Here is a 22,004-nt window from a genome sequence, read left to right as displayed (position 1 = left end):
AGTTAAGCCAGGAGCACTCTCTTATGACCGTTAAAGTTATCGTCACCGATATGGACGGAACTTTTCTCAATGACGCCAAGCAGTACGACCGCCCGCGTTTCCTCGCCCAGTTTGCGCAGCTCAGGCAGCAAGGTATTGAATTCGTTGTCGCCAGCGGCAATCAGTACTATCAGCTGATCTCATTTTTCCCGGAAATTCGCGAGCAGATTTCATTCGTCGCAGAAAACGGCGCTCTGGTTTATGAACATGGCAAGCAGCTGTTCCACGGCGAACTGACCCGCCACGAATCACAAGTGGTGATTGGCGAATTGCTCAAAGATCCGCAGCTCAACTTTGTCGCCTGCGGCCTGCAGAGCGCCTACGTCAGCGATAAAGCTCCGGACGCCTTTGTTGAGCTAATGTCGAAGCACTACCATCGCCTACAGCGGGTGAGCGACTATCACGCCATCGACGATACGCTGTTTAAATTCTCTCTCAACCTGCCGGACAGCGAGATCCCACAGCTGATTGATAAACTGCACGTGTCGCTCGACGGCATCATGAAGCCGGTCACCAGCGGCTTTGGCTTTGTCGATTTGATTATCCCTGGCCTGCATAAAGCCAACGGCATCAGCCGTTTGCTCAAGCGTTGGGATCTTTCGCCGCAGCAATGCGTCGCCATCGGCGACAGCGGCAATGACGCCGAAATGCTGAAGCTGGTGAAATACGCTTTCGCCATGGGTAACGCTGCCGACAGCATCAAGGCCATCGCCGGCTACACTACCGACGATAATAACCATGACGGCGCGCTGAACGTTATCCAGGCCGTCCTCGATAACACCCCGCCCTTCAACGCCTGACCCTTCGCCGGGGCATCGCGCCCCGGTTTTCCATTTTGTGCGCCGCAGCAAGATTTTAAACTTGCATTAACTCCATTTTAACTTAAATTAACGTTTGTAAGATTTAATACTTTCGAATGAAAGATACAGCGAGGTTATTATGGCTGCTCTCCCGACCCACGAAACCCTTCCCGCCGATCACAAAGCGGCGATTCGCCAGATGAAACAGGCCCTGCGGGCGCAAATTGGCGACGTCCAGGCGGTGTTCGATAAGCTCTCAGCGCGCATCAGCGAGCGGCTGCAGGAGATTGAGACACTGAAAGCCGCAGGCCAGGAGGTCTGGCCAACCGTTCCGTTCCGCGATATCGCCGAAGGAACAGTGAGCGATGAGCAGCGCGCGGCCATTAAGCGCCGGGGCTGCGCGGTGATTAAAGGCCACTTCCCACGCGAACAGGCGCTGGCGTGGGATACCGCGATGCTGGAATATCTGGATCGCAACCATTTCGACGATGTTTACAAAGGGCCTGGCGACAGCTTCTTCGGTTCGCTGGAGGCTTCGCGCCCGGAGATCTACCCGATCTACTGGTCGCCCTCGCAAATGCAGGCGCGGCAGAGCGATGAAATGGCGGCAGTGCAATCTTTCCTCAACCGCCTGTGGCGTTTTGAACAGAATGGCAAACGCTGGTTCGATCCGGACGTCAGCGTGATCTATCCCGACCGCATCCGCCGCCGCCCGCCGGGAATCACTTCGAAGGGGCTGGGGGCGCATACCGATTCCGGCGCGCTGGAGCGCTGGCTGCTTCCCGCCTATCAGCAGGTTTTCGCCAACGTTTTTAATGGCAATATCGACGCCTACGACCCGTGGGACGCCGCGCACCGTACCGAAGTGGAAGAGTATACCGTCGACAACACCACCAAATGCTCGGTGTTCCGCACCTTCCAGGGCTGGACCGCGCTGTCGGACATGATCCCGGGTCAGGGGCTGCTGCACGTGGTGCCGATCCCGGAGGCGATGGCTTATGTGCTACTGCGCCCCCTGCTCGACGATGTGCCGGAAGATGAGCTGTGCGGCGTTGCGCCGGGCAGAGTGCTGCCGATCTCTGAGCAGTGGCACCCGCTCTTAATTAAAGCGTTAAGCTCGATTCCAGCGCTGAATGCCGGGGACTCCGTCTGGTGGCACTGCGACATCATTCACTCGGTGGCGCCGGTGGAAAATCAGCAGGGCTGGGGAAATGTGATGTACATTCCGGCCGCGCCGATGTGCGAGAAGAACCTCGCCTACGCGCAGAAAGTGAAAATCGCCCTGGAAAAAGGCGCCTCGCCGGGGGATTTCCCGCGCGAGGACTATGAAGCCAGCTGGCAGGGGCGCTTCACCCTGGAGGATCTGAATATCCACGGCAAACGGGCGCTGGGTATGCCGGTCTAATCGTCATACAGCCCCTGCGGCTCGACGGCGGTATGGCCTTTGCCCGGCCGGATCCGCCGTACCGAATCGCGTACCACCAGCGTGCCATGCAGCAGTAGCGAGCCGTGCGGCGCCTCCGGGCGCAGCAGGCGCTGCTGCAGGAGATGCACCGCCTCGCTGCCCAGCTCATCCCGCGGCACATGCACCGCGGTCAGCGGCACCTCCTGAATCGCCGCCAGATTAAATCCGTCAATGCTCATCACCGAGACATCCTGCGGCACCCGCAGGCCACGCTTTTGCAATGCGCTGACGGTGCCGGCGGCCATAAAATCGCCGCCCACCAGGAAGGCGGTGGGCAACGGCCTGCCCTGTAAGCCGTCAAGCCAGGTGCCCACCTGCTCTTCCGTCTCTCTGGCGCTAAAGTTGGCGACGCTGATAAGATCCCGGCTGGCGGTAAAGCGCAGATTACGCGCGCGCCACGCCTCCTGAATCCCCCCCAGCCGCAGCTCCATGGTATAGCGGCGCAGGCACATCACGTTCATCACCGCCCGATGCCCCATATCAAACAGATAGCGGGCCGCGCACTGGCCGATCAGCCGATGATCGGGAGCGATGGACGGCAGCCGCATCCCTTCATCCCGACAGTTGATCAATACGCAGGGTTTGCCCAGATCCGCCGCCAGGCCATGAATATGCGGATCGTCGATCCCCAGCAGTACCGCGGCCTGGGTCTCAGGTTCATTCATGCGGGCAAGAAACAGGTTGGCGTCGCTGTCGTTCTCATCCAGCGCGCAGTAGCGCAGGCGCACTTCATGCGCCGCCAGCGCGTTATTGATACTCTGGATCACCCGGTAGTAGAAGATATCCAATCGCTCATCGAATGCGCGCTGCGGGGCAAACACCAGCAGATGATTGAGCAGCAGACGCCCGGCGGCCAACCCCTGCATGACACCCAGCTCGCGGGCGCAGTCCAGCACCGCCCGGCGCGCCTTGTCGCTGGTATTCGCTTTCCCGGCCAGGACGCGTGAAACGGTGCTGGGCGATAGCCCGGTGCGGGCGGCAATTTCGGCGACGCGCAGCTTTTTATCCATTTTGTGATCCAGCTCCGATTGAAAAATGAAAGAATTTTCATAATCGCCAAAGCACACGTTACAAGCAAATTCCGCTGTCAAATATGCGATCTCGCTCATTTCATGAAAAAACTTGCATAAATAGCGCTTTGCCAGACGATTTTTCTGCCCTAGCCTGAATTGGTCCAACATCTCCCATACTAGTTATACCAATGATGTTGAGATAAAAAATAGACTATTCAAATAGTTAATAAATCTACGTGACCACTCAGGGAGTGAGACCGTCACTTTCCCCCTACAAACGTCTTGTGGAGTGTGCTATGAGTCAAGGCCTCAACAATGATATCGCCGTCAGCAAAACGCGCCGGGTAGTGAAAAACCTGCGCTGGTGGGTGCTGGTCCTGTTTTTACTTGGCGTTACCGTCAACTACATCACACGCAACTCGCTGGGAATTATCGCGCCGGAACTGAAAGCGACCCTCGGCATTACTACCGAACAATACTCGTGGATCGTCGGCGCGTTTCAGCTGGCTTACACGATTTTCCAGCCGCTGTGCGGCTGGCTTATCGACGTCATCGGCCTGAAGCTTGGCTTTATGATCTGCGCCACCCTGTGGGCGCTGGCCTGTATCGCCCACGCCGGGGCCGGTAGCTGGCTGCACCTGGCTATGTTGCGCTTCTTTATGGGGGGGGCCGAGGCGGCCGCTACTCCGGCCAACGCCAAAACCATCGGCGAATGGTTTCCGAAATCTGAACGCCCGATTGCCGCCGGCTGGGCTGGCGTTGGGTTCTCCATCGGCGCGATGCTGGCCCCGCCGATCATCTACTTCGCCCACGCCTCCTTCGGCTGGCAAGGGGCGTTTATGTTTACCGGCGCGCTGGCGCTACTGTGGGTAGTACTATGGTGGGCCTTCTATCAGACCCCGGAAAAGCACCCCAATCTCAGCAAAAGCGAGCTGGAGTACATCAAACAGGATAACGAAGCCCCGCCGGTAAAACAGCCCTTCTTTACCGCGCTCAAAACCGTCTCGAAAAATAAACGTTTCTACGGGATCGCCATTCCCGCCTTTATGGCCGAGCCCGCCTGGGCGGTGCTGAGTTTCTGGGTGCCGCTGTACCTGGCGAAAGAGCACGGCATGGATTTGAAGCAGATCGCCATGTTCGCCTGGCTGCCGTTTCTCGCCGCCGATCTCGGCAGCGTGGTCAGCGGCTACCTCACCCGCCTGTATGTTCGCTGGTTCGGCTGTACGCGAGTGAACTCGGTGATCGCCAGCTCGGTAACCGGCGCGTTCCTGATGCTCTCCCTGGCCCTCGTCGCCATCACCCGCGATCCCTATATCACCATCATCCTGATCTCCATTGGCGGCTTCGGCCATCAGATCATCTCCTGCATGCTCAGCGCGCTGGTGGTGGAGTCTTTCGACAAGGGACAAATGGCGACGGTCAACGGTATGCGCGGCTCCGCAGCGTGGATCGCCAGCTTCTTGTTCTCGTTATTAATCGGGGTGACCGCCGACAAAATCGGCTTCAACCCGCTATTCATCGCCATGGGTTTCTTTGACCTGATTGGCGCCGTTTTCCTGGTGGCATTTATTGCTGAACGTCGCGCCAAGCGCGCCTGAGAGTGGATGTAAGATATGAAGACGCTGAAACACTGGAGTTTGCATCAACAGCTGGAGCATCACGTTGAACTGACGGTCGATGGCCAGCACACCCTGTGCCTGTACGTACTGGAAGAGAATTTGTTCCGCGTCCTGCTAAAACGCCAGGGCCAGCTGGCGCTGGATCGCACCTGGAGCATCGCTCCGCAGCAGGATGTGCCGTGGGAAGGCCGCGCCCGGGATGACCTCAGCGGTTTTAGTCTCCCGGCCTGGCAGCTGGCCCAGGAGGGCGATACGCTGACTATCGCCACCCGCCAGCTGCGCGTCACCGTTTACCAGCCGCTGTGGCTGGAGTGGAGCTATCGCGACGAGGCCGGCGAATGGCAGCCGCTTGCCAATGACCGTCCGACCAGCGCCTACCTGGCGAATGCCCACGGCGACGGCGTCGCCCATTATCTGAGCCGCCGCAAAGACGAGCGTTTTTACGGCCTGGGCGAAAAGGCCGGCGACCTGCAGCGCACCGGTAAACGCTATGAGATGCGTAACCTCGATGCCATGGGCTACAACGCCGTCAGCACTGACCCGCTGTATAAACATATTCCGTTCACCATCACCCAGCGCAGCGATATCAGCTACGGCCTGTTCTATGACAACCTGAGCAGCTGCTGGCTGGATCTGGGGAACGAGATCGACAACTACCACACCGCCTATCGCCGCTGGCAGGCGGAAGCCGGCGACATCGATTATTACCTGTTTACCGGTAAGCAGGTGCTGGATGTGACCAAAGCCTTCGTTCGCCTGACCGGTAAAACGCTGTTTGGACCCAAATGGAGCCTCGGCTACAGCGGCTCCACCATGCACTATACCGACGCGCCGGATGCGCAAAATCAGCTGATGAACTTTATCCGCCTGTGCGAGCAGCACGCGATCCCCTGCGATTCGTTCCAGCTCTCTTCCGGCTATACCTCAATCAACGGCAAGCGCTACGTCTTTAACTGGAACTACGACAAGGTGCCGCAGCCCAAAGTGATGAGCCAGTCGTTTCACGATGCCGGGCTGAAGCTGGCCGCCAATATCAAACCGTGCCTGCTGCAGGATCACCCGCGCTACGGCGAGGTGGCGGAGCGCGGTCTCTTCATTCGCGATTCGCAAACTGACGCTCCGGAGCGTTCCAGCTTCTGGGATGATGAAGGGTCGCATCTCGATTTCACCAATCCGCAAACCGTGGCCTGGTGGCAGGAAGGCGTGACCACCCAGCTACTGGAGATGGGCATCGATTCGACCTGGAACGATAATAACGAATACGAAGTATGGGACGGCGAAGCCCGCTGCTACGGCTTTGGCCGCGAAATCGCCATCAAACATATTCGCCCGGTGATGCCGCTGTTGATGATGCGCGCCTCGCTGGAAGCCCAGCAGCGCTTTGCGCCGCAAAAGCGCCCATATCTGATCTCCCGCTCCGGCTGCGCCGGGATGCAGCGCTACGTCCAGACCTGGAGCGGCGACAACCGCACCAACTGGGATACGCTGCGCTATAACATCCGCATGGGCCTGGGGATGAGCCTTTCCGGGCTGTTTAACGTCGGCCACGACGTCGGCGGTTTCTCCGGCGATAAACCCGAGCCGGAACTGTTTGTGCGCTGGGTACAAAATGGCGTCATGCATCCGCGCTTTACCATTCACTCGTGGAATGACGACCAGACGGTAAACGAAGCATGGATGTATCCGGCCATCACTCCGGCGATCCGCTCAGCCATTGAGCTGCGCTACCGCCTGCTGCCCTATCTGTACACTCTGCTATGGCAGGCGCATGCTGATGATGAGCCGATGCTCCGCCCGACCTTCCTCGATCACCAGCACGATGCGCAGACCTTCGCCGAATGCGATGACTTCCTGCTGGGCCGCGACCTGCTGGTGGCCAGCGTGGTCGAGCCGGGCGCCCGCCAGCGTGAAGTATGGCTGCCAGATAATCAGGCCGGTTGGTACGATTTCTACAGCCATCAGTGGTTCGCCGGCGGCCAGTGGGTGACGCTGGACGCGCCGCTGGAAAAACTGCCGCTGTTGGTCCGCGCCGGCGCCGGTCTGCCGCTTAGTGAACGTATCAGCCATGTCGATGCGCAAAAAGACGATCGTCGCGAACTGCAGCTGTTCCCGCTGAAAGGTACCGGCTCAACCCGCGGTCTGCTGTTTGAAGACGACGGCGAAAGCTGGGGCTATAAACAGGGGGATGCGCTATGGCTGGAGTGGGAAATGACCTGCAGCGCCAGCAGCATAAACCTGGATATCAACGCCCGCGGCAACTATCGCCCGGCGTGGAAAGCGCTGAAGCTGTCATTACCGGTAGGAGAAAAGCGTAAGCTGCTGGTGAATGGCGTTGAAGGAACGGAGTGGAGGTTCTGACCATAGGCCGGCTGAAATGCCGGTATTGGTGGTCTAGAAATCCCCGGTGGCGCTATCGCTTACCGGGGCTACAGCACTATGCGGTTTGGTAGCCCGGGTAAGGCGTAGCCGCTACCCGGGTAACGGACAGGGATTACTCGATACCTTTGCTGCGCAGGTAGTCTTCGTAGTTGCCGCTGAAGTCGATCACGCGGTCCGGAGTGATCTCCAGGACGCGGGTCGCCAGCGAGCTGACAAACTCACGGTCGTGGGAGACAAAGATCAGGGTGCCCTGATACATCTCCAGCGCCATGTTCAGCGATTCAATCGACTCCATATCCAGGTGGTTGGTCGGTTCGTCCATCACCAGGATGTTTGGCTTCTGCATCATCAGCTTACCGAACAGCATGCGCCCTTTCTCGCCACCGGAAAGCACCTTCGCCGGCTTTTTGATATCGTCCTGGCTAAACAGCAGACGGCCGAGGATGCTGCGTACTGCCTGCTCGTCGTCGCCTTCCTGCTTCCACTGGCTCATCCATTCGAAGACCGTCAGGTCGTTTTCGAACTCGTACTCATGGTCCTGCGCGTAGTAGCCGATTTGCGCGTTTTCAGACCATTTCACGCTGCCGTTGTCCGGCTGCAGTTCGCCTACCAGGGTTTTCAGCATGGTGGATTTACCCACGCCGTTGGCGCCCAGAATGGCGATCTTTTCGCCCACTTCCAGCAGCAGGTTGACGTTTTTGAACAGCGGACCTTCATCAAAGCCTTTGGTAAGGGCTTCCACTTCCAGCGCGTTACGGAACAGTTTCTTATCCTGCTCGAAGCGGATAAATGGGTTCTGACGGCTGGAGGCTTTAACCTCTTCCAGCTTGATTTTGTCAATCTGGCGCGCGCGCGAGGTGGCCTGACGCGATTTAGAGGCGTTGGCGCTGAAGCGGCTAACGAAGGACTGCAGGTCCGCAATCTGCGCTTTTTTCTTGGCGTTGTCCGCCAGCAGACGCTCACGCGCCTGGGTGGCCGCGGTCATGTATTCGTCGTAGTTGCCCGGATACACGCGCAGCTCGCCGTAGTCGAGATCCGCCATGTGGGTGCAGACCATGTTCAGGAAGTGACGGTCGTGCGAAATGATAATCATGGTGCTGTCGCGATCGTTCAGCGTCTGCTCCAGCCAGCGAATGGTGTCGATGTCCAGGTTGTTGGTCGGTTCATCGAGCAGCAGGATATCCGGATTGGAAAACAGCGCCTGCGCCAGCAGGACGCGCAGCTTCCAGCCCGGCGCGACTTCGCTCATCGGGCCATAATGCTGTTCAACCGGAATGCCGACGCCGAGCAGCAGTTCGCCGGCGCGCGCTTCCGCCGAGTAGCCGTCCATTTCGCCATATTTGACTTCCAGGTCGGCCACTTTGTAGCCATCTTCTTCGCTCATCTCAGCGAGGGCGTAGATGCGATCGCGCTCCTGCTTCACTTCCCACAGCTCGCCGTGGCCCATGATGACCGTATCCAGCACGGTGAACGCTTCAAAGGCGAACTGATCCTGACGCAGCTTACCGATGCGCTCGTTCGGGTCGAGAGAAACGTTGCCCAGCGTCGGTTCGAGATCGCCGCCGAGGATCTTCATAAAGGTCGATTTACCGCTGCCGTTGGCGCCGATCAGACCATAACGGTTGCCGCCGCCAAATTTAACGGAGATATTTTCGAACAGCGGCTTACTGCCAAACTGCATGGTAACGTTGCTGGATACTAGCACGGGGATATCCTGAAAAAAGAGTATGAGGGGTGTGATACAGCAGACATTATGCCAGCAAATGACACACTTTTCACGGCCTGCGGTAAATTCCACCGCGGCGCTTGTGCTAAGGTCTTTGTCAGACGAGCCGGAAACCCGCGCTCAAACGGTTATTCTGTACGTATTTATAAGGAGTCCCATGACCAGCAGCCTATCGCGACACCCGGCTTTTTTATCCCTGCAGGGCGGCATCAATTTTCGCGACCTGGGCGGCCAGCTTGCCGCCGATGGACGCCGCGTCCGCAGCGGCAAGCTATTGCGATCCGGCGCGCTAAACCGGTTAACGGCGGAGGATCTCAACCACCTCGATACTTTGCCGCTCAGCCGGGTGCTCGACTATCGCGACCCCGGAGAGGTAGCCCGTACTCCGGACAAGCTTAGCCCGCTTACCCATTATCTTAACGCGCCGGCCAATCCGCCGGTGAGCGAGGTTAATGCGAAGGTCACCGAACTGAATGCCGCCACCCTTAACGCGCTGAACGGCGAGCAGTTTATGCTGCAACTCTACCGCCAGCTGCCGTTTAACAACCCGGCCTATCGCCAGCTCGCCGCCTGGCTGACCACGCCTTTTGAAGGCGCTTTACTGCAACACTGCGCGGTCGGCAAAGATCGCACCGGCGTCGGCTGCGCGTTAACGCTGTTCGCCGTCGGCTGCGACAGCGAAACGGTGATGGAGGAGTATCTCCTTACCCACGGCATGCTGACGCAGGTGGAGGCCTGGATGTTGGAGCTGCTCGGCAACGACCTCACTGCCCAAGGGCGCCAAAGCCTGGCGGATATTCTGACGGTAAAAGAGTCCTATCTCGCCGCCGCGCTGTCGGCTATTCACCAGCGCTATGGCACCGTCGACGCCTGGCTGGCGGCAGAGTACCAGCTTACCGCGCCGGTTCGCGCCGCGCTGCAGGCCCGGCTGCTGGAAGAGTAACCGCCCTTTACCCGCGCGGCGAGCGATGCTTCGGCCGCCTGCCGGACCGCGGCAGCCGAGGCGACAGGGAAAAAAATGTGATTTCGTACACATCTGATTTACCTGTTCAGCGGAATGCACATATAATGCGCTCCCATCTACTGTCTCAATCATTAACAAAGGCCTGTGTGGCGTTGATTTCGCACACGACATTAAAGACTATGAAATTATCTACACTCTTAGCGGCAGCCTTCGCCATCGTAGGCTTTTGCAATACAGCGTCTGCTGTCACCTATCCTTTGCCAACCGATGGCAGCCGTTTGGTTGGTCAGAATCAGGTCATTACCATTCCGGATGATAACAAACAGCCGCTGGAATACTTCGCGGCGAAATATCAGATGGGGCTTTCCAACATGCTGGAAGCCAACCCGGGGGTGGATACTTACCTGCCGAAGGGCGGTAGCGTCCTGAACATCCCTCAGCAGCTGATTCTGCCGGATACCGTGCATGAAGGGATCATTATCAACAGCGCGGAAATGCGTCTGTACTACTACCCGAAAGGCACCAATACCGTGATCGTTCTGCCGATCGGCATCGGCCAGTTAGGTAAAGATACGCCGATCAACTGGACCACCAAAGTCGAACGCAAGAAGGCCGGCCCGACCTGGACACCGACCGCCAAAATGCATGCTGAATACGCCGCCGCCGGCAACCCGCTGCCAGCCGTCGTACCGGCCGGTCCGGATAACCCGATGGGGCTGTACGCGCTGTATATCGGCCGTCTGTACGCCATCCACGGCACCAACGCTAACTTCGGTATCGGCCTGCGCGTGAGCCACGGCTGCGTGCGTCTGCGTAACGATGACATCAAATTCCTGTTTGAGAACGTGCCGGTCGGCACCCGCGTACAGTTTATCGATGAGCCGGTAAAAGCGACCACCGAGCCGGACGGCAGCCGTTACATCGAGGTGCACAACCCGCTGTCGACCACCGAAGCGCAGTTCCAGGGCGGCGAGATCGTGCCGATCACCCTGACTCAGCCGGTACAGGCAGTTACCAGCCAGTCTGATGTCGATCAGAACGTGGTTGAGCAGGCTATCCAGAACCGCTCCGGTATGCCGGTGCGTCTGAACTAAGTTGTGCTGACAAGAAAAACGGCGGGCCTGATGCCCGCCGTTTTTTTATCGGCATTTTCCCTCGAGGCGGCTAACGCTCGCCCGGGCTACCAAACCCTACCANNATTCACCAGAATAATCCCGCCGTGATCGTAGCGATAATGACAGTGGGCGTACTCCAGCGGCGTGCCATCCTCCAGATAGATAACCTGCTCCACCTCCAGCACCGGATCGGTCGGTTCGCAGTGAAGATGCTGTTTATCCAGTTCCCCGGGCTTCATCGCCCGCACCACGCGGTAAGATCCCATCAGCTTCAGCCCCAGCGTCTCCTGCACATAGCGAAACACGGAACCTTCCAGATGGCTTTTGGTTAACCCCGGCACCAGCCCCACCGGCATGACCGTCAGATCCAGCGATACCGGCTCGCCGTTGAGCAGCCGCAGGCGAACAAAGTCATACACCGGGGCATCGGCGTCGATAAGCAGCGAACTTTGCTCCTTGTCGCTGGGAAAGCGCACCGCAAAGCGCACCACTTCGCTTTGCACCTCGCCAAGATGCTCCCAGGTTTTGGTGGCGCCGAAATAGTCGCTGCCGGGCAGCTCCCACTGCGACAGCTGAAGGAAATTTTTCCGCACAAAGGTGCCCTGCCCTTTTCGGGTATAGATCAGCCCTTCGACGATTAACTGGCGCATCGCCTGCTGGATGGTCATCCGGCTGGTGCTGAACTCCGCCGCCAGCGCAAACTGGTCGGGTAGCGGCGCGCTGGCAGGATACTGCTGGCTGATGATGCGTTTTTTTATTTCCCGCGCGATTTGCAGATACTTCGCCGTCATTTCCCGGTCCTTATCCATTCAGTGAGTGGCTGGCAGGCTGGATACACCATCTGACCGCCAGGGCAGCGTTACATCGCTTCGCCGTTGCTGCGGAACACCTGCTTCAGCCATGCATAGCTCTTCTTCGGCACCCGCCGCAGGTCCTTGAGGTCATGGTTTTCGCGATTGACGTACACCACGCCGTAGCGCTTACGCATATCGCCCTGTGAGCTCAGGATATCGATTAATCCCCAGCCGAGATAGCCGATCACCTGCGCCCCATCCTCAAAGATGGCCGCTTTCATGGCGTTGATATGGTCGCGATGGTAAGCGATGCGGTAATCGTCGGCAATGGGATGTTCGCCGTCCCAGGACTCAATCACCCCGATGCCGTTTTCAATCGGGAACACCGGCAGGCGCCAGTCGTTATAGTAACGAGTGATGATCGTCCGGAAGCCCAGCGGATCAATCTGCCAGTTCCATTCCGTCGCTTTCAGGAACGGGTTATCCTGGTTGCCAAACAGCATATAGTTGTTGACCGCCGTTCCCGGCGGGATCGCGTCGCTGTTCAATGTGCGGCTGGCGTAATAGCTGAACGCCAGATAATCGACCTTCACCGTCGCCATCAGGGCGAGATCCTCCGGACGATAGATATCATCGAACCCTTCCGCGGCGACAAAATGCATCACCTCCGGACTATAACCCTCACCCGCGTAGGCGCGCAGCAGGTTCTGGTTTAAGAACTCATCCAGCTGCTGGGCGCAGAGGATATCGCGTGGTTTGCAGGTAGCCGGATAGACCAGAGCGTGAGCCAGCATTCCGCCCATCAGACACTGCGGCTTCGTCTGGTGCAGATAGTGAGTCAGATGGACGTGCGCCATCATCACATGATGCTGGATCAGATACAGTTCGCGCAGGGTCTTCTCCCCCTGCAGATAGCCGGAAATCAGAAACGCTTCCGGCGAATGGTACAGATTCTGCTCATTAAAGGTGAGCCAGTATTTCACCTTGTCGCCATAGCAGGCGATCATCTTCTGGCCGTAGCGGATAAAAGCGTCCATCACCCGGCGGTCGGTAAAACCGTTGTAGCGCTCCGCCAGCGACAGCGGCATATCGAAGTGGTACAGGCAGATCATCGGCTCAATGCCGCGGGCGATCAGTTCATCTATAAATTGATGGTAGAAGGCGATCCCCTGTTCATTGAATTCGCCATCTCCGTCAGGGCACACCCGGCTCCAGGCGATCTGAAAACGGTAGCAGTTCATGCCCAGATCCTGCATCAAATCGAAATCTTCCCGATAACGATGATAAGAGTCGGTCGCCACCTTCCAGTCGGAGGCGAACTCCGCCGGTTGACGGATATCATACACCGACATCCCCTTGCCACCCTCGTTCCACGCCCCCTCCGTCTGCATGCTGGAGACGGAGTTTCCCCATAAAAAAACTGCCGGTAGTCTGTTCTTCATGCTGCGCCTCGGTATATGACTAGTCATTTAAACGTAATGACTAGTCATATACCGGAAAGTGAAAAGGTAAGCAAAGGCCGGGATCGGTTTCTGTGAGCCGGACAAAAAAAGATCGCCCCGAAAGGCGATCCTGGCGATCGAAGTGAATGATGGCGCGATTCTGTTGAGATCAGGCGCTGAGTTTGAAGAGCCAGTAGCCGCTGAGTGCCGCCCATAGCAGCATTGGAATGGAGTAGAGATGGAAGCGCCACCAGATGCGCCGATCGCTGGCCATACGCAGGGCGATAATATTGGCCAGCGAGCCCGGCAGCAGGCCAAAGCCGCCCACGTTAACCGCCCAGGCGAGCAGTATTGACGGCGGGACATAGTTGAGCAACAGAATAGTCGAGGGCACATTACTGATCACCTGCGACAGGCCAATAGCGGTCAGCCACAGTCCACCGCCGGAGAGGGTCCCCACCCCGCTCAGCACCTGGTGCAGCGCCGGAAGCTGGGTCAGCAGATGGACGTCAATAAACATCACCATAAACACCAGCAACAGCGACCAGTCGACATGGACGATCACCGCCCGGGCCAGCACCAGGAAGCCCAGCAGCACCAGCGCCAGCCCCCACAGGGCCTGATTCATCTCCAGCGCCGTCAGAAACACCACATACAGTCCCAGACAGCTCCAGACGAGCTTGGGTTGCCATGACGGCGCCCTGTCGCTGCTCTGGTAACTGAGCCGCTTCGCCGGAAAACAGAACCAGCACAGCGCCAGCAGGGTCAGCATCATCGCCGCTGCCAGAGGCAGCATCTGACCGATAAACCCGAAGAAAGAGAGGCCGGATCGTCCCCACAGCAAAATATTCTGCGGGTTGCCGATCGGCGTCAGCAGCGAACCGGCGTTCACCGCCAACGCTTCGAAAATAATCAGCCGGTTCACCGGGATGGCGCACCATTTTTTTAGCGTCAGCGTCAACGGCACCACAATAAACAGCGCAACGTCGTTGGTAAGAAAGGTAGACAACAGCGCCGCCGCCAGCACCATAAAGATGGCCAGCTGGCGCTCAGTCACAAAGCGGCGGGCCATTTTTCGGCCCAGCACGTCAAAATAGCCGCTCAGTTCGATCCCCTTAGTCAACAACATCAGGCCGCTAAGCGTGACGATGGTATGCCAGTCAATGGCCGCCGGCCAGCTTGCCGGGACAAACGGCACGATGGCGCTGAGCACGCAGGCGATAATCAGCAGCAAATGGAGAAAACGATCGCGCAGCAGCGACTGGACGAAGGGAAGAGTCATGCTTCCTGAGATCCCTGTGTTTGGGTAAATTTCAGGAACATCGCCAGCGTCTCTTCGCTCACGTGATGCTCCATCCCTTCCGCATCACGTCGGGCAATCTCCGCGCTGACGCCGATCGCCAGCAGGAAGTTCTCCACGATTTGATGGCGCTCGCGGCTCTCCTGGGCTAGCTTCTCACCTTCCGGGGTTAAGAAGATCCCGCGCCAGGGGATCTGTTCAATAAGACCGACGCTGGCCAGGCGTTTAAGCATTTTAGCGACCGTAGGTTGCGAAACGCCAAGACGCGCGGCCATATCCACCTGGCGCGCCTCGCCCACTTCGTTGATCAGATCGGAGATCAGCTCCACATAGTCATCGATCAGCTCGCGGCGATGCGCTTCCCGCACCTGGCGAAACCCTTCCACGTGCTCTTCAACATTCACTAACTGCGTCACTTTTTTTGTTATTGGCTTACCTGCGCGACGGTTCATTGTGCTTCCTCATTCGTGTGACGCGTCAAGCATCGTATAAAAAGATCCACATTGTAATGGATTGCGCCAAGAGCACAAAAAATTAACGTTTTAGCCATAGCTATAAAATATAGCCTGTGCTATATCTGTATATAATGCAAACATCCATCAGGGAATGACGGAGCGAACTGGCAGGAGGAGAGCAGATGAATGAATTCAAGAGGTGCATAAACGTGTTTAGCCATTCACCCTTTAAAGTACGATTAATGCTGATCGGTATGCTGTGCGAGATGATCAACGGTAAACCGCAGCAGGGTAAACCCAATTCCTAAGGCGGCGTCGCGGTACGCCGCTTCATTTTTCTGTCATTTTCTGCCGGTAAAATGACCGGTTCCCCCCGTTTCCCTGACCTTTTTTCAAGTTTTGTAAGCGCCCTCGCAAAACAATCTGTTATGTCTGGTTGACCTTACCATTTACAAGCCCTATCTTTGCACAGCCCTGCCACATTCGCGGCTCGCAGAGACCCTCTTCACGCACTGTCCAGCAGGTTTTACCCCTTGACGCCAGGGGATGCGCATGGCCTCTTTTTGATTGTTTACTATGAATGTCACCACCCTGAAAGATACGCTGGTCGCCCGCCGACTGGCACTGAACCCATGGACGGGATTCTACTTTTTACAGTCGCTGTTAATTAACCTGGCGCTGGGCTATGAATTTAGCCTGCTTTATACCGTGGCATTTACCTGTGTGTTACATCTGCTGTGGCGCGCCTTTCCGCGCGTCCAGAAAGCGGTGGTCGGCGCCTATTCCCTGCTGGCGGCTCTGTACTATCCCTTTGGCCAGGCCTACGGTGCCCCCAACTTCAACACTCTGCTGGCGCTGCACGCCACCAACGTGGAAGAGTCTACGGAAATCCTGACCATCTTCCCGTGGTACAACTATCTGCTGGCGGTCTTCATCTTCGCTCTCGGGGTCATTGCGGTTCGCCGTAGGATCGTTGAGCCATCACGCTGGGGAAAAATGGATACGCTGGGCCTGTTGTTCAGCATCGGGATCTTCTTTCTCCAGCCGGTGCAAAACCTTGCCTGGGGCGGTGTATTCAAGGTGATTGACACCGGTTATCCGGCCTTTCGTTTTGTCAAAGACGTGGTGGTGAATAACAACGAGGTGCTGGACGAACAGGCCCGGATGGCGCAGCTGGCTGGCATGAAAGACAGCTGGCACGTGTTGGCGATAAAGCCAAAATACCATCTCTATGTGGTGGTGATCGGTGAAAGCGCGCGCCGCGATGCCCTCGGCGCTTTCGGTGGCCATTGGGACAACACGCCGTTTGCCAGCTCGGTAAACGGTTATCTGTTTAACAACTACATCGCCGCCAGCGGCTCAACGCAGAAATCGCTCGGCCTGACGCTTAACCGGGTGGTCGATGGCAAACCACAGTATCAGGATAACTTTGTCACCCTCGCCAACCGCGCCGGTTTCCAGACCTGGTGGTTCTCCAACCAGGGGCAAATTGGCGAGTACGACACCGCTATCGCCAGCATCGCCAAACGGGCGGATGAAGTACAGTTCCTGAAAAACGGCGATTTCGAAGCCAATAAAAACACCCAGGACGAGCAGTTGCTGAAGCTGACCGAGCAGGTGCTCTCAACCCAGCGTACCCAGCCGCAGCTGATTGTCCTGCACCTGATGGGCTCTCACCCACAGGCCTGCGATCGGACCAAGGGCAAATACACGGTTTTCGTTCAGTCGAAAGAGACCTCATGCTACCTCTACAGCATGACGCAGACCGATTCGCTGCTGGCTAAGCTTTATCATCAGTTGCAAAATTCCGGTGACACTTTTTCCCTGACCTATTTTTCCGATCATGGTCTGGCGTTCAAGGAGCGGGGCAAAGAGGTGCAGTATCTGGCGCATGACGATAAGTTCCAGCAGAACTTCCAGGTGCCGTTTATGGTGCTATCCAGCGATGACAAAGCGCATAAAGTGATTAAGGCGCAGCGTTCGGCGAATGATTTCCTCAGTTTCTTCTCCCAGTGGACCGGGATCCAGGCGGCGGAAATCACCCCACGCTATCGGTTTATCTCTGAGCAAAAGGCCGGTCCGGTGTACATCACCAACTTCCAGCTGCAGAAGGTGGACTACGCTCACCTCGGTACCGATGAGTTCACAGTCAATTAATCGCGCCGGCCCGGCCAGTCGCCCGGGCCGGCCGTCAGCAGGCAAAAAAAATCCGCCCCGAGAGGCGGATTTTTCATATCACCGGAGTGATTAGAAGCGGTAACCCACGCCAGCAATCCAGGTGCCGACGTCAACGTTACGAATACGAGACTGCTCGTAGGAGAAGTCCAGAGCAACGTTTTCGATCGGGTTGAACTGCAGACCAGCACCGTAGGAGAAACCGTAGTCGCTCATATCGGATTTATGAGGGTAGTTGTTGTTCTGGAATTTACCGTAACCAACACCCACTACGCCGTAGATGCTTGCCCAGTCGTTCAGACGGTAAGCTGGACCAGCGGTGATGCCGTAGTACTGACCTTTGTTGTAAGTACCGTTGCTGTTGTTATCCTTCTCGGTGTAGGTGAAGGAACCGATAACGCCCAGCGGGTTGTTATCTTGCTCGTAACGGTATTTCAGGTTGAAACCGCCAGCTTTGTTCGCTTTACCCTGCATGTCGCTCTGCGCGTAACCGCCGGTTACGGTAGAAGTTGCAGCAAATGCAGTGGTACCTACGGATGCAGCCAGAACAACGGCCAGTGCTGAAAGACGTGCAATTTTATTCATAACCACCTCAAATGTGTTTCTAATAAGTCCTAAGCCTTAAATATATCAAAAACTTTTGGGAAACTCTTTGGAGTTTACATTGTCTAACATACTTTTTCATGTAACCAAAAGTTTCCATATTTCTGTAACAATATGGAAAACAACAATTTTTGGCGTTAACTTACATCTTAACGCTCATTAAGAAATTCGCAAGCATCCAGATTAATCCTAACCGCCTGGTGAATTTCTCAGCAGTTTTCGCCATTGTACTGTTTTTGCCCCTGTTTTTTTCAACATTAGCTCAACCGCCGGCAGGTAATTCCAGTACACTGGAACTTTTACCCCTTTTGACAAAACCTGACAGGAGAAAGGATGCCCGGTCCATCCAGAAAAGCGGCGGCATGGTTGCCGATACTGGTGATTTTAGTCGCCATGACCTCGATTCAAAGCGGCGCATCGCTTGCTAAATCGCTGTTCCCGGTGGTCGGCGCCCCGGGCGTCACCGCCCTGCGTCTGGCCCTGGGAACGCTGATTCTGGTGGTGGTGTTCAAGCCATGGCGGCTACGTTTCTCCCCGGCGCAGCGCGTGCCGCTGCTACTGTACGGCCTGGCGCTCGGGGCGATGAACTATCTCTTTTATTTATCCCTGCAGCGCATTCCGCTCGGCGTGGCGGTGGCCCTGGAGTTTACCGGCCCGCTGGCGGTGGCGCTGTTTGGTTCGCGCCGCCCGCTGGATTTTGTCTGGGTGGCGCTGGCGATCCTCGGACTATGGTATCTTCTGCCGCTGGGGCAGAACGTGGCGCAGGTCGATTTAACCGGCGCGCTGTTCGCCCTCGGCGCCGGGGCGTGCTGGGCGGTCTATATTCTGACCGGACAGCGTGCCGGTGAAGAGCATGGTCCAGCCACGGTAGCGATGGGGTCGCTCATCGCCTCGCTGGTGTTTGTGCCGTTAGGTATGGCGCAGGCCACCGATACGCTGTGGCAGTGGTCGCTGCTGCCGCTGGGTTTGGGGATCGCGATTCTCTCTACCGCGCTGCCCTACTCCCTCGAGATGATGGCCCTGACGCGCTTGCCGACGCGCACCTTCGGCACGCTGATGAGCCTTGAGCCAGCGTTAGCAGCCCTCTCCGGTATGATCTTCCTCGGTGAAACGCTGAAGCTCTCCCAGACTCTGGCGCTCGGCGCGATCATTATCGCCTCGATGGGCGCCACGCTGACTATGCAACGGCAGAGTAAAGTCGAGCAGGTCGATATCAATTAACATTCTGTTACGGCGCCGGCCCGAGAGAAATCCGGGCCGTTCAGCCAAATATAAACACCTGATATTTAAATATTTTTAAAATAACCACCCACTTTGCGCTATCGGAGTGATATAGCCTGCCGATGCCTCACTCTTGAAAACCCTTGCTATACTTATTTCCGAAGTCATTTGGGACAACGCTCCACATCATTCAGATCTGAAGTGTGATGAGCATCAATATCAAGAGGATATGAAACGATGAGTACCGCAAAACTGGTTAAATCAAAAGCGTCTAATCTGGTCTATACCCGCAACGATGTCGCTGACAGCGAAAAGAAAGCGACCATTGAGCTGTTGAATCGCCAGGTGATCCAGTTCATTGACCTGTCACTTATCACCAAGCAGGCACACTGGAATATGCGCGGTGCGAACTTTATCGCCGTGCACGAAATGCTGGATGGCTTCCGTACCGCGCTGACCGAACATCTGGACACCATGGCCGAGCGCGCGGTGCAGTTGGGCGGCGTCGCCCTGGGTACCACTCAGGTCATTAACAGCAAAACCCCGCTGCAGAGCTACCCGCTGGACATCCATCACGTTCAGGATCACCTGAAAGCCCTGGCTGACCGCTACGCGGTAGTGGCGAACGATGTGCGTAAGGCGATCGACGAAGCAAAAGACGAAGACACTGCAGATATCTTCACCGCGGCTTCCCGCGATCTGGATAAATTCCTGTGGTTCATTGAAGCCAACATCGAGTAAGGCTTTGCCGCCGGCCCAGCGCGGTCGGCGGCGCCTCAGCGTTTCTCCCTGCCCTATATTCCATCCTTTGCTTTTCATCCTCCACTGGCCTTGCACCGTTTCAGGGCACCAGATTGATGAAAATGCGCGCAAAAGTAAAAAGATTGTAATAATCACCTCACACAATCGTTACGTCGAGATTGTTTTCCCATCAGGGTTTGCGCTAAAAATGGGCTGGTAATTCAGCACCCTTATGACGCACCAAAATGACGCCCCATCATGGTGCAGTCACTGCCTGAAATGATCGATCTTGTGCAACGACTTACGCTTCGTTTGTTGAAAAACAACAGCTTGTAAAAGTGGCACGATTTTTTCATTAGGCTAGTCGTTCTCGCAGGGGATCGTCCCGTGGATATAAAAGGAAATGCTATGAAGTCTGTATTTAAAGTTTCACTGGCTGCACTGACCCTGGCTTTTGCGGTTTCTTCCCATGCCGCCAATAAGACCCTGGTTGTCGCCACCGATACGGCGTTCGTCCCGTTCGAATTTAAGCAAGGCGATAAGTATGTGGGTTTTGACGTTGACCTGTGGGCGGCTATCGCCAAAGAGCTGAAGCTCGACTACACCCTGAAGCCAATGGACTTCAGCGGCATTATCCCGGCGCTGCAAACCAAAAATATCGATCTGGCGCTGGCGGGGATCACCATTACCGACGAGCGTAAAAAAGCGATCGACTTCTCCGACGGCTACTACAAAAGCGGCCTGCTGGTGATGGTCAACGCCAATAATAACGACATCAAAGATGTCAAAGATCTGAACGGTAAAGTGGTCGCGGTGAAGAGCGGCACCGGCTCCGTTGACTACGCGAAAGCCAATATCAAAACCAAAGATCTGCGTCAGTTCCCGAACATCGATAACGCCTATATGGAGCTGGGAACCGGTCGCGCGGATGCCGTGCTGCACGATACGCCGAATATTCTGTACTTCATCAAAACCGCGGGCAACGGTAAGTTCAAAGCGGTAGGCGAATCACTGGAAGCGCAAAACTACGGTATCGCCTTCCCGAAAGGCAGCGACGAGCTGCGTGAGAAAGTGAACGGTGCGCTGAAAACGCTGCGCGACAATGGTACCTATAACGAAATTTATAAAAAATGGTTCGGCACTGAACCCAAATAATAAAAACGTACTTCGCCGGACCGAGGTCCGGCGACACCACAACGGTCTTCCGGCACAGGCTCGGCGGGAGACGGTATTTTGGNNGTATTATGCAGTTTGACTGGAGTGCCATCTGGCCTGCCATTCCGATTTTGCTGGAAGGCGCCAAAATGACGCTGTGGATTTCCGTCCTCGGCCTGGCCGGCGGTCTGATAATTGGTCTGGTGGCCGGTTTCGCCCGCTGCTTCGGCGGCTGGATCGCCAACCACATCGCGCTGGTCTTTATTGAAATCATTCGCGGCACCCCGATTGTGGTGCAGGTTATGTTCATCTACTTTGCGCTGCCGATGGCCTTTAGCGATCTGCGCATCGACCCCTTCTCCGCGGCGGTAGTGACCATCATGATAAACTCGGGCGCCTATATCGCGGAAATCACCCGCGGCGCGGTGCTCTCCATACATAAAGGCTTCCGCGAAGCGGGCCTGGCGCTTGGCCTGTCGCGTCGCGAAACCATTCGCCACGTGATCCTGCCGCTGGCGCTGCGCCGCATGCTGCCGCCGCTGGGCAACCAGTGGATCATCAGCATCAAGGATACCTCGCTGTTCATCGTCATCGGCGTCGCCGAACTGACCCGTCAGGGACAGGAGATCATCGCGGGCAACTTCCGCGCGCTGGAAATCTGGAGCGCCGTAGCCGTGATCTACCTGATTATCACCCTGGTCCTGAGCTTTATTCTGCGTCGTCTTGAAAGAAGGATGAAAATCCTGTGATTGAATTTAAAAACGTCTCCAAGCACTTTGGTCCGACCCAGGTGCTACACGATATCTCTCTGAAAATTAATCAGGGTGAAGTGGTGGTCATTATCGGCCCTTCCGGTTCCGGTAAATCAACGATGCTGCGCTGCATCAATAAGCTGGAAGAGATCACCAGCGGCGATCTGATTGTCGATGGTCTGAAGGTCAACGACCCGAAGGTGGACGAACGTCTGATTCGTCAGGAAGCCGGGATGGTTTTCCAGC

The 22,004-nt window shown here is 56.6% G+C and carries 19 protein-coding genes and 1 pseudogene; 13 read left to right on the top strand and 7 right to left on the bottom strand.

Annotated features, from left to right (window positions below):
• Positions 1-23 precede the first annotated feature (23 nt).
• Both KHQ28_RS14855 and KHQ28_RS14850 read left to right on the top strand, forming a co-directional pair.
• Complete coding sequence (locus KHQ28_RS14855; protein WP_004176742.1) at positions 24-839, top strand: Cof-type HAD-IIB family hydrolase; 816 nt, start codon at positions 24-26, stop codon at positions 837-839.
• A gap of 139 nt (positions 840-978) precedes the next feature.
• Entirely contained in the window at positions 979-2,244 is a 1,266-nt protein-coding gene (locus tag KHQ28_RS14850; protein ID WP_032419155.1) for a DUF1479 domain-containing protein, read from the top strand.
• On the opposite strand, the gene KHQ28_RS14845 is transcribed toward KHQ28_RS14850, so the two are convergent.
• Complete coding sequence (locus KHQ28_RS14845) at positions 2,241-3,371, bottom strand: LacI family DNA-binding transcriptional regulator (protein WP_072198277.1); 1,131 nt, start codon at positions 3,369-3,371, stop codon at positions 2,241-2,243. The genes KHQ28_RS14850 and KHQ28_RS14845 overlap by 4 nt on opposite strands.
• Before the next feature lie 242 nt (positions 3,372-3,613).
• On the opposite strand from KHQ28_RS14845, the gene KHQ28_RS14840 reads away from it, so the two are divergent.
• Both KHQ28_RS14840 and KHQ28_RS14835 read left to right on the top strand, forming a co-directional pair.
• Positions 3,614-4,915 (top strand): MFS transporter, encoded by a 1,302-nt coding sequence (locus KHQ28_RS14840; RefSeq protein ID WP_002895884.1) that lies wholly within the window; start codon positions 3,614-3,616, stop codon positions 4,913-4,915.
• A 15-nt stretch (positions 4,916-4,930) separates the two neighbouring features.
• Positions 4,931-7,294: a glycoside hydrolase family 31 protein gene (locus tag KHQ28_RS14835; RefSeq protein ID WP_032419156.1), complete on the top strand. Its 2,364-nt coding sequence runs from the start codon at positions 4,931-4,933 to the stop codon at positions 7,292-7,294.
• 133 nt (positions 7,295-7,427) lie between these two features.
• Here the strand turns inward: KHQ28_RS14835 and KHQ28_RS14830 are convergent, their stop codons facing one another.
• Complete coding sequence (locus KHQ28_RS14830; RefSeq protein ID WP_002895876.1) at positions 7,428-9,020, bottom strand: ABC-F family ATPase; 1,593 nt, start codon at positions 9,018-9,020, stop codon at positions 7,428-7,430.
• Between the two features lie 48 nt (positions 9,021-9,068).
• Here KHQ28_RS14830 and KHQ28_RS14825 point away from each other — a divergent pair.
• Together KHQ28_RS14825 and ldtB are read left to right on the top strand one after the other, a co-directional pair.
• Positions 9,069-9,984 (top strand): annotated as a pseudogene (locus tag KHQ28_RS14825) (tyrosine-protein phosphatase).
• Between the two features lie 200 nt (positions 9,985-10,184).
• On the top strand, positions 10,185-11,099 hold the full coding sequence (gene ldtB / locus KHQ28_RS14820) for a L,D-transpeptidase (protein WP_002895871.1): 915 nt from the start codon (positions 10,185-10,187) through the stop codon (positions 11,097-11,099).
• A gap of 86 nt (positions 11,100-11,185) precedes the next feature.
• Here the strand turns inward: ldtB and KHQ28_RS14815 are convergent, their stop codons facing one another.
• The 4 genes from KHQ28_RS14815 to mntR form a co-directional block, all read right to left on the bottom strand.
• A complete protein-coding gene (locus tag KHQ28_RS14815) occupies positions 11,186-11,911 on the bottom strand; it encodes a GntR family transcriptional regulator (protein WP_211777628.1) in 726 nt (241 codons plus the stop codon).
• Between the two features lie 68 nt (positions 11,912-11,979).
• Positions 11,980-13,356, bottom strand: a complete 1,377-nt coding sequence (locus KHQ28_RS14810) for a glycoside hydrolase family 1 protein (protein ID WP_032419158.1) — start codon at positions 13,354-13,356, stop codon at positions 11,980-11,982.
• A gap of 169 nt (positions 13,357-13,525) precedes the next feature.
• On the bottom strand, positions 13,526-14,638 hold the full coding sequence (locus tag KHQ28_RS14805; RefSeq protein WP_002895863.1) for an anion transporter: 1,113 nt from the start codon (positions 14,636-14,638) through the stop codon (positions 13,526-13,528).
• Complete coding sequence (mntR, locus tag KHQ28_RS14800; protein ID WP_004183487.1) at positions 14,635-15,108, bottom strand: manganese-binding transcriptional regulator MntR; 474 nt, start codon at positions 15,106-15,108, stop codon at positions 14,635-14,637. The genes KHQ28_RS14805 and mntR overlap by 4 nt, the downstream gene beginning before the upstream one ends.
• 185 nt (positions 15,109-15,293) lie before the next feature.
• Here mntR and mntS point away from each other — a divergent pair, with 185 nt between their 5' ends.
• Positions 15,294-15,419 carry a manganase accumulation protein MntS gene (gene mntS / locus KHQ28_RS14795; RefSeq protein WP_002895851.1) on the top strand — a complete coding sequence of 42 codons (126 nt, stop codon included), beginning with the start codon at positions 15,294-15,296 and terminating at the stop codon, positions 15,417-15,419.
• A 268-nt stretch (positions 15,420-15,687) separates the two neighbouring features.
• A complete protein-coding gene (locus KHQ28_RS14790) occupies positions 15,688-17,268 on the top strand; it encodes a phosphoethanolamine transferase (protein ID WP_032419159.1) in 1,581 nt (526 codons plus the stop codon).
• 90 nt (positions 17,269-17,358) lie between these two features.
• On the opposite strand, the gene ompX is transcribed toward KHQ28_RS14790, so the two are convergent.
• Positions 17,359-17,871, bottom strand: a complete 513-nt coding sequence (ompX, locus tag KHQ28_RS14785) for an outer membrane protein OmpX (protein ID WP_002895845.1) — start codon at positions 17,869-17,871, stop codon at positions 17,359-17,361.
• A gap of 351 nt (positions 17,872-18,222) precedes the next feature.
• Here ompX and rhtA point away from each other — a divergent pair, with 351 nt between their 5' ends.
• From rhtA to KHQ28_RS14760, 5 genes are all read left to right on the top strand, one after another.
• Positions 18,223-19,110 carry a threonine/homoserine exporter RhtA gene (gene rhtA / locus KHQ28_RS14780; RefSeq protein WP_002895842.1) on the top strand — a complete coding sequence of 296 codons (888 nt, stop codon included), beginning with the start codon at positions 18,223-18,225 and terminating at the stop codon, positions 19,108-19,110.
• Positions 19,111-19,347: 237 nt separating this feature from the next.
• Positions 19,348-19,851 (top strand): DNA starvation/stationary phase protection protein Dps, encoded by a 504-nt coding sequence (gene dps / locus KHQ28_RS14775; RefSeq protein WP_002895841.1) that lies wholly within the window; start codon positions 19,348-19,350, stop codon positions 19,849-19,851.
• A 408-nt stretch (positions 19,852-20,259) separates the two neighbouring features.
• Positions 20,260-21,006 (top strand): glutamine ABC transporter substrate-binding protein GlnH, encoded by a 747-nt coding sequence (gene glnH, locus KHQ28_RS14770; protein ID WP_002895839.1) that lies wholly within the window; start codon positions 20,260-20,262, stop codon positions 21,004-21,006.
• Positions 21,007-21,095: 89 nt separating this feature from the next.
• Entirely contained in the window at positions 21,096-21,755 is a 660-nt protein-coding gene (gene glnP / locus KHQ28_RS14765) for a glutamine ABC transporter permease GlnP (protein ID WP_002895837.1), read from the top strand.
• Positions 21,752-22,004 (top strand): ATP-binding cassette domain-containing protein (locus KHQ28_RS14760; protein ID WP_211777627.1); only part of this gene is annotated, 253 nt, incomplete at its 3' end. The genes glnP and KHQ28_RS14760, both read left to right, overlap by 4 nt.

The sequence above is a fragment of the Klebsiella sp. 28 genome (assembly GCF_018223905.1).
Classification (GTDB): Bacteria; Pseudomonadota; Gammaproteobacteria; order Enterobacterales; family Enterobacteriaceae; genus Klebsiella; species Klebsiella pneumoniae.
This window is presented reverse-complemented; position numbering and strand designations above follow the sequence as displayed.